9 protein-coding genes are annotated in these 14,657 nt (G+C 68.5%); 5 read left to right on the forward strand and 4 right to left on the reverse strand.

Annotation, left to right across the window (positions count from 1 at the left end; translation table 11 throughout):
- The first annotated feature begins 109 nt into the window (after window positions 1–109).
- Together JS531_RS07120 and valS are read left to right on the forward strand one after the other, a co-directional pair.
- Window positions 110–1,633, forward strand: a complete 1,524-nt coding sequence (locus tag JS531_RS07120; RefSeq protein WP_214314492.1) for an ABC transporter substrate-binding protein — start codon at window positions 110–112, stop codon at window positions 1,631–1,633.
- A gap of 74 nt (window positions 1,634–1,707) precedes the next feature.
- Window positions 1,708–4,488 carry a valine--tRNA ligase gene (gene valS, locus JS531_RS07125; protein WP_214314494.1) on the forward strand — a complete coding sequence of 927 codons (2,781 nt, stop codon included), beginning with the start codon at window positions 1,708–1,710 and terminating at the stop codon, window positions 4,486–4,488.
- A gap of 377 nt (window positions 4,489–4,865) precedes the next feature.
- Here valS and JS531_RS07130 read toward each other — a convergent pair whose 3' ends face one another.
- The 4 genes from JS531_RS07130 to JS531_RS07145 all read right to left on the reverse strand — a co-directional run bounded on the left by JS531_RS07130 (window position 4,866) and on the right by JS531_RS07145 (window position 10,262).
- Window positions 4,866–6,317, reverse strand: a complete 1,452-nt coding sequence (locus JS531_RS07130; protein ID WP_346427769.1) for a sugar porter family MFS transporter — start codon at window positions 6,315–6,317, stop codon at window positions 4,866–4,868.
- A gap of 253 nt (window positions 6,318–6,570) precedes the next feature.
- A complete protein-coding gene (locus JS531_RS07135) occupies window positions 6,571–8,745 on the reverse strand; it encodes a hypothetical protein (protein ID WP_214314496.1) in 2,175 nt (724 codons plus the stop codon).
- Window positions 8,746–8,800: 55 nt separating this feature from the next.
- Complete coding sequence (locus JS531_RS07140) at window positions 8,801–9,247, reverse strand: chorismate mutase (RefSeq protein ID WP_236034556.1); 447 nt, start codon at window positions 9,245–9,247, stop codon at window positions 8,801–8,803.
- Window positions 9,248–9,314: 67 nt separating this feature from the next.
- Window positions 9,315–10,262 (reverse strand): aminodeoxychorismate lyase, encoded by a 948-nt coding sequence (locus tag JS531_RS07145; RefSeq protein ID WP_214314498.1) that lies wholly within the window; start codon window positions 10,260–10,262, stop codon window positions 9,315–9,317.
- 284 nt (window positions 10,263–10,546) lie between these two features.
- Here JS531_RS07145 and JS531_RS07150 point away from each other — a divergent pair, with 284 nt between their 5' ends.
- The 3 genes from JS531_RS07150 (at window position 10,547) to JS531_RS07160 (ending at window position 14,633) form a co-directional block, all read left to right on the forward strand.
- Entirely contained in the window at window positions 10,547–11,443 is an 897-nt protein-coding gene (locus tag JS531_RS07150) for a putative hydro-lyase (protein WP_214314500.1), read from the forward strand.
- Window positions 11,444–11,488: 45 nt separating this feature from the next.
- The gene (locus JS531_RS07155; RefSeq protein WP_214314507.1) at window positions 11,489–12,256 is read left to right on the forward strand and encodes a 5-oxoprolinase subunit PxpA; all 768 of its coding nucleotides are present in this window, start codon (window positions 11,489–11,491) and stop codon (window positions 12,254–12,256) included.
- 139 nt (window positions 12,257–12,395) lie between these two features.
- Complete coding sequence (locus JS531_RS07160; protein WP_240542095.1) at window positions 12,396–14,633, forward strand: urea amidolyase family protein; 2,238 nt, start codon at window positions 12,396–12,398, stop codon at window positions 14,631–14,633.
- The last annotated feature ends 24 nt before the right edge of the window (window positions 14,634–14,657 follow it).

Here is a 14,657-nt window from a genome sequence, read left to right on the forward strand (position 1 = left end):
GACGGCACACCCCCGCAGCACGACCCCCGGCACGTCCGATTCTGTAGGAACGGACGGCGAACCCGACCGAACCACCGCTCCCCATCCGCCCCTCGGTAGACTGGAGGGCATGCATAGGGATAGCAGGCAGGGCCTGGTCAGTTGGCTGATCTTCATCGTGGTGGCGGCGGCGTTGGGCGCACTCGTCTGGACCGGATGGTCGCTCATGCAACGGCACGTCATCGCCCTGCCCGGCGAAGGCACGGTGAAATCGGACTCCGCCGTCACCGTCGGACTCGTCGGAGCGCCGGAATCGCTGGACGTCCGCACGTCGACGGACGGCGCCGCCACCCGCGCGCTCATCGGCAACGTGTACGAAACGCTCCTCTCGCGCGACGCGAAGAACCAACTCACCGCCGGCGTCGCCTCGTCGTGGAAGACGTCGCAGGACGGCAGGACCCTCACCCTCACCATCGACGGCGGCCGCACGTTCTCCAACGGACACACGCTCGACTCGTCCGACGTGGTCTGGTCGCTCCAGCAGGCCGTCCAAGGCAACTGGCCGGACGCGGACACCAAACTCGCCGCGCTCGAATCGGTGACCAACCCGAACCCCACCACAGTGAAAATCGCGCTGAAGGAGCCGGACGCCACCCTGCCGCGCACCCTCGCCGGACATCTCGGCATCGTGTACGACAGCGAGGCGAAAATCAACTACGCCAAGGAGGCAGTGGGCTCCGGACCGTTCACCGTGGCCGGCTTCCAGGACGGCGTCCTCACGTTCCAGGCGCGCAAGGACGGCGACGCGAAGACCAACGTCGTCAAACTCAAGTACTTCGCCGACGACGGCGCGCTCGTCAAGGCCGCCGAATACGGCGGCATCGACGTGGCCATCCCCGACGACCCGGCCAACGCGGACGCCCTCAAGGACGATCCCTCGTTCACGGTCAAGGACGGGACCAGCACCCGCAAAGTGGTGCTCCTGTACAACAACGACACCGAATCGATCCTGTCCATCCCGCGCGTGCGCCAGGCCGTCACCATGCTCATCGACAAGCAGGCGCTCACGCAGGGCCGCGCCGACGTGGCGCAACTGCTCGGCGGCCCCGCGGGGCCGCTCGAACCCGGCTACGAGGACCTCACGTCCGTGAACGCGTACGACAAGACGAAGGCGCAGCAGATGCTCACCTACTTCTCCTCCCGCTACCTGGGCACGTTCCAGTTCATCACCACGGCCGAGATGCAGCCGCTCGCGCAGGGCATCGCCGACCAGCTCACGTCCGCCGGGCTCAAGGTGAACGTGGAGACGCTGGACGCCGACCAGATCAAGCAGCGCGTGGACGCCCGCACGTTCAACCTCATGCTCGACACGTTGGACGGCGTGGACGGCACCGCGGCCTTCGCGGACGCGAACTCCACCTCCCACTACACGAACGGCGACGCGCAGCAGCAGTACCAGACGGCCATCAGAGCCACCAACGCCGAGGACTACGAGGCCGGGCTCAAGACGTTCGCGCGCACGGTGAGCGAGGACGCCGGCAGCGACTGGCTGTACGCGAAACGCACCGCCGTGGCCGCGTCGACGAAGACGTCCGGCTACCCCACGTCGATGACGGACGACCTGCTGCCGCTCGCCGACGTCGTCAAGCGGTGACACCGTTCCGCCCCTGAAGCGCGTGAGGGGCGGAACACCGCGCGTTGTCACCAATCGTGCATAAACTCGCGTGTATGACTGAAGCCAAAACCATCACCGCGAACCTGACCGCGCTGCCCGACCGCGTGGGCGTCGACGGTCTCGAAGACAAGTGGCGCGCCGTCTGGGACGAACAGGGCACGTACAAGTTCAACGACACCCGCGACCGCAAGGCCGTGTACTCCATCGACACCCCGCCGCCCACCGTCTCCGGCCACCTGCACGTCGGCCACGTGTTCTCCTACACGCACACCGACGTCATCGCCCGCTTCAAGCGCATGCAGGGCTTCGACGTGTTCTACCCGATGGGCTGGGACGACAACGGCCTGCCCACCGAACGCCGCGTGCAGAACTACTACGGCGTGCGCGTCGACACCTCCCTCAAGTACGATCCGGACTTCAAGCCGCCGTTCGAAGGCACCGAAGGCAAGAAGGTCGACGCGAAGGACCAGGTCCCCTGCTCCCGCCAGAACTTCATCGAACTGTGCGAGAAGCTCACCGCCGAGGACGAGAAGCTGTTCGAGGCGCTGTGGCGCGAACTGGGCCTGTCCATCGACTGGTCGCAGACCTACCACACCATCGGCGAGCACCCGCGCCGCGTGGCCCAGAAGGCGTTCCTGCGCAACCTCGCCCGCGGCGAGGCCTACCAGAAGGACGCGCCGGGCCTGTGGGACGTGACGTTCCAGACCGCCGTGGCCCAGGCCGAGCTCGAATCCCGCGAATACCCGGGCTTCTACCACAAGGTCGCGTTCCGCTTCGAGGACGGCACCCCGATCTACATCGAGACCACCCGCCCCGAGCTGCTGGCCGCCTGCGGCGCGCTCATCGCGCACCCGGACGACGAGCGCTACAAGCAGTACTTCGGCCAGTACGTCTACTCCCCGCTGTTCAAGGTGAAGGTGCCGATCCTGGCCCACCCGGCGGCCGAGATGGACAAGGGCGCCGGCATCGCCATGTGCTGCACCTTCGGCGACGTGACCGACGTCGAATGGTGGCGCGACCTCAACCTGCCGACCCGACCGATCATCCAGCGCAACGGCCGCATCATCATGAACGTGCCGGACTGGATCACCGACGAAGGCGGCAAGGCCATCTTCGAGGAGACCGAAGGCAAGACCACGTTCTCCGCCCGCAAGATCATCGTCGACCACCTGCGTGAGTCCGGCGACCTGGACGGCGAGCCCACCCCCACGAAGCGTATGACGAACTTCTACGAGAAGGGCGACAAGCCGCTCGAGATCGTCACCTCCCGCCAGTGGTACCTCAAGAACGGCGGCACCGACCAGAAGCTCAACGCCGAGCTCATCGAACGCGGCCGCGAACTGAACTTCCACCCCGACTTCATGCGCGTGCGCTACGAGAACTGGGTGCACGGCCTCAACGGCGACTGGCTGATCTCCCGCCAGCGCTTCTTCGGCGTGCCGTTCCCGCTGTGGTACCCGGTGCTCGAAGACGGCTCGGCGGACTACGACCACCCGATCACGCCGAGCGAGGACATCCTGCCGATCGACCCGACCAGCGACGTGCCGGCCGGCTACACCGAGGACCAGCGTGACGTGCCCGGCGGCTTCACCGCCGAGAAGGACATCATGGACACGTGGGCGACCTCCTCGCTCACCCCGCAGATCGTGACCCACTGGGAGGAGCAGGACGAGGCTTCCAAGGCCCTGTTCAAGGCCACGTTCCCGATGGACCTGCGCCCGCAGGGCCAGGACATCATCCGCACCTGGCTGTTCAGCTCCGTGGACCGCGCGCACCTCGAGAACAAGTGCCTGCCGTGGAAGCACACCACGCTCTCCGGCTGGATCCTCGACCCGGACCACAAGAAGATGTCGAAGTCCAAGGGCAACGTCGTCGTGCCGGACAAGCCGATCAAGCAGTTCGGCGCCGACGCGGTGCGCTACTGGGCCGCCGCCGCGCGCCTCGGCCTCGACGCCACGTACGACGAGGGCCAGATGAAGATCGGCCGCCGTCTCGCCATCAAGCTGCTCAACGCCACCAAGTTCGCGCTGGCGATCGGCCGCGAGGACGAGAACCACCACGTCTCCGATGCCGCCGAGGTGACGTGGAACCCGGCCGACGTGACCGAGCCGCTCGACCGCGCCGCCATGGCGAAGATGGCGCTCGTGGTGCGCGAGGCCACCGCCGCGCTCGACCACTACGAGCACTCCAAGGCGCTCGAGGCCATCGAGAACTACTTCTGGCAGTTCTGCGACGACTACATCGAGCTGGTGAAGAACCGCGCGTACGGCACTGCCGACGCCACCGGCCACGTGCCCTCCGAGGCCGCGGTGAAGTCCGCCCGCACGGCTCTGGGTCTCGGCCTCGATGCGTTCACCCGTCTGCTCGCGCCGTACCTGCCGTACGCCACCGAAGAGGTGTGGAGCTGGATGCACGCGGGCTCCGGTTCCGTGCACCGCGCCGCCTGGCCGACTCCGGACGTGTACGAGGCCGCCGCGTTCAAGGTCGCGCCCGAGCTGCTCACCCACGCCGGCGAGGCTCTGGCCGCGCTGCGCGGCATCAAGTCCAAGGCGAAGGTCTCGATGAAGACGCCGATCCTGTCCGTCACGCTCGGCGTGGCCGACGACGTGCGCGAATCGCTGGCCGGCGCGCTGGACGACATCGCCGAGGCCGGCCGCGTGGTGGGCAAGATTCACTTCGCCGCCGCCGCGGCCGCCGTCCGCGCCGCCAAGGAGACGGTGGAAGCCGCCCGCGAAGCCGCCAAGGAGGCCAAGGCCGAGACCGAGGCCGCAGCCGAGATCATCGTCCAGGACAGCGAACTGGGCGAGCCGCCGGTGAAGAAGCCTCGCAAGTAGCGGCTCGTCTTCTTCGCCGGCGGCCTTCGCGGCAAGCCGCTCACTTCGCCTGTGGACGGTCCACCGGACCGTCCACCACGGCTCAGCCTGTTAAGAAGCCTCGTAAGTAGCCCGTAAGTAGCGGACAAGTAGCGGGTGGTTTTGGGTTTTGCCGCCGGCTGCTTAGAAACACGATGGAGGGCTCTGAATCCCTATGCGCTAGGGATTCAGAGCCCTCCATCGTATATTCGAGGTGATTCGGCGGCCGATAATCGCGGCGAACTACCTTCCACCGCGGCAATCGGCCGCTGACGCAATCCCAGCGGCCGAAACCCGGATGCACCGTCTCACACCGCGACAATCGGCCGCAACGGCCAACCGGCACCAACCACCGCCACTCAGCGGCGGGTCATCTCCTCCTCGATCTCCTCGAGGGACTTGCCCTTGGTCTCGGGCACGAAGCGCATCACGAACGGGATCGACAGCAGCGCGAACACGCCGAAGATCGCGAACGGACCGCCCACATTGTTGCCGAACGCGTCGAGCAGCATGAGGAAGAACTGGGAGACGATGAAGTTGCCCAGCCAGTTCGCGGCGGAGCCGAACGAGGAGCCGATGCCGCGCACGGACAGCGGGAAGATCTCGCCGATGAGCACCCACGCGATCGGGCCCCAGGAGATGGCGAAGCCAAGGATGTAGAACGCGATGAGGATCATCGTCGGCACGGCGAGCGCGGCGACATCGCCCACGAAGTTCATCACGGCGAGGATGGCGAGGGAGACGGTCATCACCACGGAGCCGAAGATGAGCAGCTTCTTGCGCGGGAACTTGTCCATGATGAGCGTGGCGATGATCGTGGAGACGAAGTTGACCACACCGATGCCGACGGACACCCAGATCGCGTCGCCTTCGGGGAATCCGAAGCCCTTGATGAACACCTGCGGCAGGAAGTAGATCACCGAGTTGATGCCGACGAGCTGCTGGAAGAGCATGATGCCGACGGCGGCAAGCAGCGCCGGGCGCGCGATGCGGAACAGCTCGCGCACGCCGCCCTTGGTGTCCTGCGCGGCGACTTCCTTGATCTCGTCGAGTTCGAGCTGAACCTGCGCCTGGTCGACGTCCTTGCGAATGAGGGTCAGGACTTTGAACGCGTTGCGGATGTCGCCCTTGTTGACGAGGTAGCGCGGCGATTCCGGCAGCATAATGCCGCCGATGAGCAGCAGCGCGGCGGGCACGAGCGCCGAGCCGAGCATCCAGCGCCAGTCGCGCACGCCCAGCAGGTTGTGGTGCAGGAAGCCGAGGTTGGAGGCGTAGGCGAGCAGGATGCCGAACGTGATCATCAGCTGGAAGAGCGTGGAGAGCGATCCGCGGCGTTCCTTCGGCGCAAGTTCGGCGAGGTAGGCCGGGGTCAGGGCGGACGCGGCGCCGACGGCGAGGCCGAGGATGATGCGCGCGGCGACCATCATCAGGAAGCCGGTCGAGGTGGCGCACAGGCCGGAGCCGAGCAGGAAGAGGATCGCGGAGACGATGAGCAGCTTCTTGCGTCCGAACCGGTCGGACAGCGCGCCGATCGACAGCGCGCCCACGCATGAGCCGATAAGCACGGACGAGGTGATGAAGCCGGTCTGGGAGACGCTCAGGCCGAAGTCGGATTCGATGAGCGGCGAGGCGCCGGAGATGATGCCCGTGTCGAAGCCGAACAGCATGCCGCCGAGCGCGCCGAACGTGAAGATGAACGTGCTGTTCAGCGGCCATCGCGTGGAGAATCCACGCGAGACCTCCTGCTCCGCCGCCTTGGTGATGTCGCCGATGGTGTCCGTGACCGTCGTGTCCTTACGCGATTCCGTCATCGCTGATTGCCTTCCTTCATGCCGTCCATGCCGTCGGCGTCTCGTCCGGGAGACATCACGCATGGGGGTGAATGGTTTTCCGAGAGGTCGGTGCGTCCGTCTTCACTGCTGCGGCCGCACGTTTCGTTGCACTCAACAATACGACGCGATCCCCGCGCGACACACCATGAAACACGATTTTCAGTAAACGATTACCCCAATATTTACAACGGTTTTACTGTGCTGCGTAAATGTGAGCGCTACCAGCGGCCGGCTACAGTCCCGGTTCTACGATGAGGAACCTCGTGTCCACCTGCGCGGCGCCGTCCTTCGGCAGAAGCGCCTGCACGTCCCGCTCACCCAGCGCCTGCGCGACGAGCGCGCCGGCGTCGCCGAGCGTCGCGGTGTCGTTGATGAGTCCGGTGGTGTCGATGGAGAGCAGCGGACCGGAGCTCAGGCCGGCCATGCCGAGATACGGCGAGGGACGGTTCGTCGTCGCGGACGACGCCTTGCCTTCCGCACCGTCCGAGCCGTCCGATTGCGTCGTGCCGCCCGACTTGCCCTTCGACGCGTTCTTCGACGAGCCGCCCGACGAGCCGACGCCGGGGATGCCGCCGGCGAACTTCATCACGTCGCCGCTCGACGTCGTGCCGGCGTTCTCGTCGATGACGGTGGTGGTCACGTCGCCGTCCGACGCCTTGGCCGCCTTGCGCTCGGCCGCCGCCACGCGCTTCAACCGCGCGCGTTCCGCCCGGGCAGCCAGCGAACCGTCCGCAGCCGCGCTCAATCCTATAGAATCGGGCGATTCAGAGGCCTTGCCGGCCCCCGCAACGCCCGTTCCTATAGAATCGGACGAACCAGAAGCCCCGCCAGCCCCCGCAACGCCCGTTCCTACAGAATCGGACGAACCAGAAGCCCCACCGGACCCCGCAACACCCGTTTCTATAGAATCGGACGCAGTGCCGGACGCGACGGAAGCCCCACCCACGCCGGACAGCTCTCCCGCACCGGACAGCTCACCCGCGAACCGCAGCACAATCTGCCGATACGCGCTTGCGGCGCCCGTATGTTCGCGCGCGGCGGCCAGCGCGTCCATCGCGGCGTCCACCTTCGCGGTGTCGTCCGCCAGATCGGCGCTCGTCGCGAACTCCTTGTCCGTGGCTGCGATCGCCTGGTCCCGATAGGCGGAGGCGCCGGCAGACGCACCGCCGGTCAACGCGCTCAAATGCTTCGTGTACACGTCCGTGTACGCCATCGAATACGGGATCATCGCCTGGGAGAGCTGGCTCTGCCCGGCGGAGTACGCCTTCGCGCCCTCGGTCTCCTCTTCGCCGGCGCGGCGGGTGAGCGTGTCCGCGAGCCCGTCCACGCCCTGCGCGCGCACGATGCGAATCACCTGTTCGATGGCGTCGGCGGCGCCCGCGTGCTGGTGGGCGGAGGCGAGCGCGTCGGTGGCGTTCGCCTCGTCGAGCACGGCGGCGGCGAGCGGGGTGTCGCCGCTCAGCTCGCCGGCCGTGCCCATGAGCGCGGTCAGCTGCGTGGACGAGCCGATGGAGCCGGACAAGTGGTTCGTGTATGACCCGACGTACGCGGCCATGTAGGCGTGGAACGCCTTGTCGTAGGCGGCCTGCTGTTCGGCGATGGCGCTTTGGGCGAGCCCTCGCTCCAAGTCGCGCAGGGAGGTGAGCTGGTCGATGAGCCGCTGGTTGGCGCCGGTCGAGCCGTTGCCGCCGGCGGCGGATCCGTCGAGGTCCTTCACCGCGATCGACCCCTGCCCCAGGGCCTGTGCGGTGGCGGCGAGCGCGGACGCGTCGGCCGCGGAGACGACGATCATCTGTCCCATCGTGAACTTCTTGGCTGTCATGTAGCAGTCGAGCCGCTCCCCCACACGCAGCACGGCGGCGACCATGATGTTCGAGCCTTGCGTGAGGGCGACGGCGTCGTCGCCGACCTGCACGTCGTCGGTCACGCTGGTGGGGATGGTGAAGACGACGAGCATGCGCTGCGACTGCGCCGCGGGGGTCACGTCGTCGGCGTCCGTATCGTCGACGAGCCGTTCCAACGTTTCCGAGGCATCCGCGTCGAGGGTGACGTGCACGCCGACGAGGCCGTTCGCGCCGGTCACTGTCTCACGGCTCACGTTCGGCCCGTCCAACGAATAGTCGACGCGCACGCCGATCGGCAGCGTCCGTTCGCCGGCCGGCACGCGCGTCACGGCGGACGCGACGGAGGAGCCGGACCCATCGGACGAACCGGACGAATCGGATGAATCGACCGATCCGGACGCGGCGAAATACAGGTCACCGGGCGTGCCGGACCCGTCGGTCACGGTGAACACGTCATGCCCGGCGACGGCGGGAGCGTCGACGTGCGTCCGCACCGCCTCCGTGCCGGCCGCGCCGCCCAGGGCGAGCGACGACGCCACGACGAGCGCGCATGCGCACGCCAAGGCGCGCCCATGCGCATGACCGCCGTGACGGCCATGGGAATGGGGGGACCGCATGTCAGGCGAACACGTCCAGCACGCCCGGATCGCCGCCCGCGTCGGCGATGCGCTGGTGGCGCTTCTTCGCTTCGGTGACGACGAATTCGCGGTACATCTCGGCGATGTCCGGGTCGAGGCCCGCGGCCACGGCGATGCGATGCAGGCGTTCGATCTGGTAGTCCTCGCGCTTGTAGTCGGCGGGCGCGAAGCCGGCGCGCGCCTTGAGCACGCCCACCTGGGACGTGTATTTGAACCGTTCGGCGAGCAGGGAGACGATGGCCGTGTCCACGTTGTCGATGGACTGGCGCAGCGACTTGATCTTCGCCACGGTGAGGGCGGTCTCGGGGTCCTTGGCCGCCTGTTCGGAGTCGATGACGGTGGCGTTCTCGCCGGGGTTGCGGGTGACGGTGGCGCTCAGCCAGTCGCCGCCGTCTTCGGAGGGGGTCGTGCTCGTCGTTTCTGTCATACGTGCCACCTTACTCCACGTTGCACGGTCCATACGCGGGGTACCAGCACCAGCGCATTCGGCGCGTTCAGTAGCGGTAGTCCGGGCCGATGGTGAGGGCGTCGTCGTGGGTGCGGCCGGTGTGGATCGCGTCGTTGACGGCGGCGATCTCGTCGGCGCTGTAGTCGAGGGCGCGGCCGTCGATCTCGTTGACGGGGATGATCCAGCCGCCGTGCGTCATGTACAGACGGTCGGCCTCGCGCAGCTCCGCGATGGGCAGCTTGCGGTATTCGATGCTCTTGCCCTCCTGACGGGCCCATGCGAACAGTTCGCGCTGGGAGGTGCCGTTGAGGATGCCGATGGACGGGTCGGGCGTGACGAACGTATCGCCGTACCGGGCCACGATGGAGGAGTTCGGACATTCCATCGTGTAGCCGTCCTCCGTGTAGAGGACGGCGTCGCCCACGCCGCGGCGCGCGCATTCGCGGTGCACGGCGCAGTTGAACGCGTAGCTGAGCGTCTTCGCGCCGTTGAGCAGCCACGGGGCGCGTCCGGTGATGTCGGAGGGGTAGCCGCGCGTCATCGAGGCCATGCTGATCGGATCGACCTCGTGCAGGGTGCCTTTCGCGTCGAGGAAGATGAAGACGGTGGGCGTGCGGTCGGAGGCCTTGCCCACGCCGGTGTCCGGGTCGAGGCCGCGGGAGACGATGATGCGCAGCAGCGGGCCGGGTTCCGGGTCGTCGTATGCTTCGATGACGCGTTCCACGCCGCGCGTGAGCGCTTCGAAGTTCGGCTTGGGCAGGTCCACCATGGCGGCGGATTGGGCCAGGCGGCGAAGGTGGTTCTCCAGGGAGACCGGGTATCCCTTCCATACGGTGGTGGCCTCGAAGATGCCGTCGCCGCGCAGCACGCTCAGGTCGAAGGCGTTGATGTTGAGTCCGGCCGGATCCACCAGCGTGATGAGATCGGCGTCGCTCACCTTCTCGTCGCCGAACATCGCCTTGCCGTTGCCCATTCCCAACACGATGGAGCTCATCGGAATTCCCCTTCCCGTCCGGCGTTCGCGCCCGACGTCAAACGACCGGTTTCCCGGTCCTGTACTGTCCGCGCCCAACCTATCCGGCGTATGTTTCGCCGGGGCGGCGCACCGTTGCACGGCCGAAATGAAACCGTCACAAACCGTGCCCGTCCCGTAACGGACGCGGCCGTATCGTGCAGGTGATGCGGCGGGGACGTGCCGCCGCTCGGCGCACGTGCCGTACGGCACGGCCGGAACATGCCGTATGCGTCGGAACATGCCGGAACACGAAGGGGGACGATATGACGGGAATCGAAGCATCGCCATCACTGCGGGAGGCGGACTCGGCGGGCACGGCAGGCACGGCGGACGACGCCGCGCTGGGCGACGCCGACGTACGGCGGGAGGCCGCTGCGGCCGCGCTCACGGACGCCTCCTCGCCCGAGGAGGCGCGGCTCGCGTTCCGCAAGGGGCTCGTGCGACCCACCTGCGGCATCGCGAAGGGCTATGCGCAGGCGAACCTCATGATCCTGCCGAAGGAGCTCGCGTTCGATTTCCTCCTGTTCGCGCAGCGCAACCCCAAGCCCTGCCCGCTGCTCGAGGTGATGGAGCCCGGCGTGACCGAGCCCGTCACCTGCCCGGGCGCGGACATCCGCACCGACGTGCCGCTCTACCGCGTGTGGGAGCACGGCGAGCTCGTGGCGGAAACGCCGGACATCACCGGATACTGGCGTGACGATCTGGTCACGTTCGTCATCGGATGCAGCTTCACGTTCGAGTTCCCGCTCATGGAGGCGGGCGTGCCGGTGCGGCACATCACCGCCGGACGCAACGTGCCGATGTACGACACGTCCGTCGCGTGCCGTCCGGCGGGCGCGTTCCATTCGACCATGGTCGTCTCGATGCGCGGCATTCCGGCCACGCAGGTGTCCGACGCGGTGCGCATCTCCGGCTACTACCCGTCCGTGCACGGCGCGCCCGTGTGTGTGGGCGATCCGGCCGCGATTGGCGTGACGGACCTGGCACATCCGGATTACGGCGATGCGCCGATCCTCGAGCCGGGCGACGTCCCCGTGTTCTGGGCGTGCGGCGTGACCCCGCAGGCAGCGGTGATGGCGTCAAAGCCGCCGTTCGCCATCACGCACGCGCCCGGGCACATGCTCATCACCTCGAAGCGCGACCTCGACTACATGGTGTGAACGCACGCGACGGACACCACACAAAGACCACACAAGGACTGACTCATGACCATCTCCATCGATCTCAACAGCGACATGGGCGAAAGCTTCGGCCGTTGGACGCTCGGCGACGACGCCGCGCTGCTCGACGTGGTCTCCAGCGCGAACATCGCGTGCGGATTCCATGCCGGCGACCCGTCCGTGATGCGCCGCACGCTGGCGAACGCGGCGGCGAACGGCGTGGCGGTGGGCGCGCATGTCGCCTACCGCGATCTGGCGGGCTTCGGGCGCCGCTACGTGGACGTCGCGCCCGCTGAGCTCACCGCCGACGTGATGTACCAGTTGGCTGCGCTGGAGGGCATGGCCCGCGCGGCCGGCACGAGGGTGGGCTATGTGAAGCCGCATGGCGCGCTGTACAACCGCATCGTGGCAGACGAAGCGCAGGCCAAGGCCGTGGTGGACGCCATCGCGGCCATCGACGCCTCGCTCGGTGTGCTGACGCTGCCGGGTTCGGCGGTGGGCCGTCTGGCCGAGGCCGCCGGCCTGCGCGTGTTCCATGAGGCGTTCGCGGACAGGGCGTACACGCCGGAGGGCACGTTGGTCTCGCGCCGCCTGCCCGGCGCGGTGATCGCCGATCCGGATGCAGTGGCCGCGCGTGTGACCCGCATGGTACTCGAGGGAACGGTGGAGGCCGTCGACGGCACGACGGTGCCGATCCACGCCGATTCGGTGTGCGTGCACGGCGATTCGCCGGCGGCCGTGGCCCTGGCGAAGGCGGTGCGCGGGCGTCTCGCCGCCGAGGGCGTCGCGGTCCGTCCGTTCGTCGGCGTGTGAGCGACGGAGGCGCACGATGACGTCGGCGACGGAAGCGGCAACGGCCGGGACGGCGCGAGCATCCGGAAAAGCGGGAGCACCCGGGCAAACGGGAGCAACCGGGATGACGGTCACGTCCGTCGGAGGCGGCGGGATGCGTATGCGTTTCCTCCCCTGCGGCGAATCGGCGATGATCGTCGAATGCGCTGGATTGGCGGAGGCGCTGCGCCTGTACACGGCGCTCGATGCCGCGTGCGCCAGGGCGCGCGAACGCGGGCGGCTGCCGGAGGATGCGGGCGGCCCGGGCTCGGCAGTGGACGTCTCGCTAGGCTCCGAGGACACCCGAACAAGTGCGGCAAGCCATGACGGCGCCTGTGGGACCGGGGAATCCGGCGCCGCAACCGCCGCAACCGCCGACGCCGCCGACGCCGCCGTGCTGCGTTGCGTCACGCAGCTGCTGCCGGCGGCACGCACGGTGTATGTGGAGTACGACCGCTTGTACGAGTCCGGGCATCGCCTGTACACATCGGGCTCACGCTCGTACGATTTCCGCACACGCTTGTGCGAAGCGATACGCCGCTTGGACACCCGCGGCGTGCGGACCGCACGGTCCCGCACCGTGGAGATTCCGGTGGTCTACGAGGGCGAGGATCTCGACGACGTGGCCTCGCTGCTCGGCGTCTCCGCCGAGCAGGTGGTCGCACGGCATGCGGGGCATCCGTGGACGGTGGCGTTCGGCGGCTTCGCGCCGGGCTTCGACTATCTCACCGGCGGCGACCCGCTGTTCGACGTGCCCCGCCGAACATCGCCCCGTTTGGCCGTTCCCGCGGGGTCGGTGGGGTTGGCCGGCACGTTCTCCGGCGTGTATCCGCGGTCCAGTTCGGGCGGGTGGCAGCTCATCGGCGTCACGTCCACGCCGATGTGGGATACGGCGGCCGACCCGCCTGCATTGCTTGCGCCGGGCGACACCGTCCGGTTCACACCGGTCCGCGCCACGGCGAGCGCCCACGCCGACGAGGGCGACGTGCGGAGCGCCGACGGCGTGACCCGCGAGCCGGTCACCGGCACCGTCGGCCAGCTCTCATCCGCCGCTCACGTCGCGGCATCCCCGGCGTCCGATGCCGTGTCTTCCGCACCGGCCCCTACATCTCCGGCGCCCGCCGAACCGGGCGCTCCGTTCTTGGAGGTCGTGAACCCGGGCGTGCTGAGTGTGTTCGAGGACGACGGCCGTCACGCGCCGCAGATGGGCGTCACCGGCTCCGGTGCGGCCGACCCGCGCGCCTTCCGTCTGGCGGACGAACTGGTGGGGAACCCTGCGGGCACGCCCGCTCTCGAGCTGACGGCCGGCGGCGTCTCGTTCATCGCGCACGGCGACGTCGTGGTCGCGGTGGCCGGCGCGCCTGCATCCGTCACCATCACCGCGTCCGACGCGGCCGACGCACCGGCCGTCCCCGACGCCGACACGTCATCCGATGCCGGCGCGTCGCACGCGTCCGCCGCCCGCATCCGTACGGCCGTCCCCGTCCGCACGTTCGCCGTGACCCGGCAGGAGGCGGTGCTGCTGCGCGACGGCGAGACGCTCGCCGTCGGCGCCCCCGCCGCCGGCTTACGCGACTATCTGGCGGTGCGTGGCGGCTTCGACGTCGCCACGATCCTCGGCTCGGCATCGACGGACACGATGAGCGGCATCGGTCCCGCGCCGCTGAAGCGCGGCGACCTGCTGCCCGTACGTCCGGCCGCACGACCGGGCGCCGGCGTCGGTCTCCCCCAACCGTGGCCGGACGATCTGCCGAAGCCGGGCGACGTCACCGAACTCGCGGTGACGCTCGGCCCGCGCGACGACTGGTTCACCGAAGCCGGCGTCGCCGCGTTCCTCGGCGTCACGTGGACGGTCACCGCGCAGTCGAACCGCGTAGGGCTGCGCCTCGCCGCGACGGACACACCTGCCGCCTCGCGCACCTTCCCCGCGGCGTCGCACGCAGCGTCAGGGGCGACACACGCGCCGCGCGGGCCGGAGTCGGAGCCGCGCTCGACGTCCCCGCTCATCGCACGCCGCGACCCGCACGCCGAGCTCAAAAGCGAGGCAACGGTTCCCGGCAGCATCGAGGTGCCGGGCAACGGGTTGCCGCTCATCTTCCTGCGCGACCAGCCGGTCACCGGCGGGTATCCGGTCATCGCGGTGCTCACGCGCGAGGCCCTCGTCACGGCAGGCCAACTGCCGCCCGGCGCGCGCGTCCGTTTCACCGTCGCGCGGCACGACGCCGACGGCGTCGCCGCCGATGCGGCCGGCGAGCCCGCCGCAACCGCGACCGATCCCGCCGAAACCGCCGCCGTCTCCGCAAACGCAACCCCCGCCGTTTCCAGAGCCTCCGCCACCACGCATGAAAGGACGTCATGATGCCACAGCCGCAGCCCACCACAC

The sequence above is a fragment of the Bifidobacterium sp. CP2 genome (genome assembly GCF_018555635.1).
In the GTDB taxonomy this organism is placed as follows: Bacteria; Actinomycetota; Actinomycetes; order Actinomycetales; family Bifidobacteriaceae; genus Bifidobacterium; species Bifidobacterium saguinibicoloris.

Bases quoted from the DNA above. Each gene is read 5' to 3' on its own strand.
- JS531_RS07120 (WP_214314492.1), top strand. From the start codon at position 110: ATGCATAGGGATAGCAGGCAGGGCCTGGTCAGTTGGCTGATCTTCATC.
- valS (WP_214314494.1), top strand. From the start codon at position 1,708: ATGACTGAAGCCAAAACCATCACCGCGAACCTGACCGCGCTGCCCGAC.
- JS531_RS07130 (WP_346427769.1), bottom strand. From the start codon at position 6,317: ATGACGGAATCGCGTAAGGACACGACGGTCACGGACACCATCGGCGAC.
- JS531_RS07140 (WP_236034556.1), bottom strand. From the start codon at position 9,247: ATGACAGAAACGACGAGCACGACCCCCTCCGAAGACGGCGGCGACTGG.
- JS531_RS07145 (WP_214314498.1), bottom strand. From the start codon at position 10,262: ATGAGCTCCATCGTGTTGGGAATGGGCAACGGCAAGGCGATGTTCGGC.
- JS531_RS07150 (WP_214314500.1), top strand. From the start codon at position 10,547: ATGACGGGAATCGAAGCATCGCCATCACTGCGGGAGGCGGACTCGGCG.
- JS531_RS07155 (WP_214314507.1), top strand. From the start codon at position 11,489: ATGACCATCTCCATCGATCTCAACAGCGACATGGGCGAAAGCTTCGGC.
- JS531_RS07160 (WP_240542095.1), top strand. From the start codon at position 12,396: ATGCGTTTCCTCCCCTGCGGCGAATCGGCGATGATCGTCGAATGCGCT.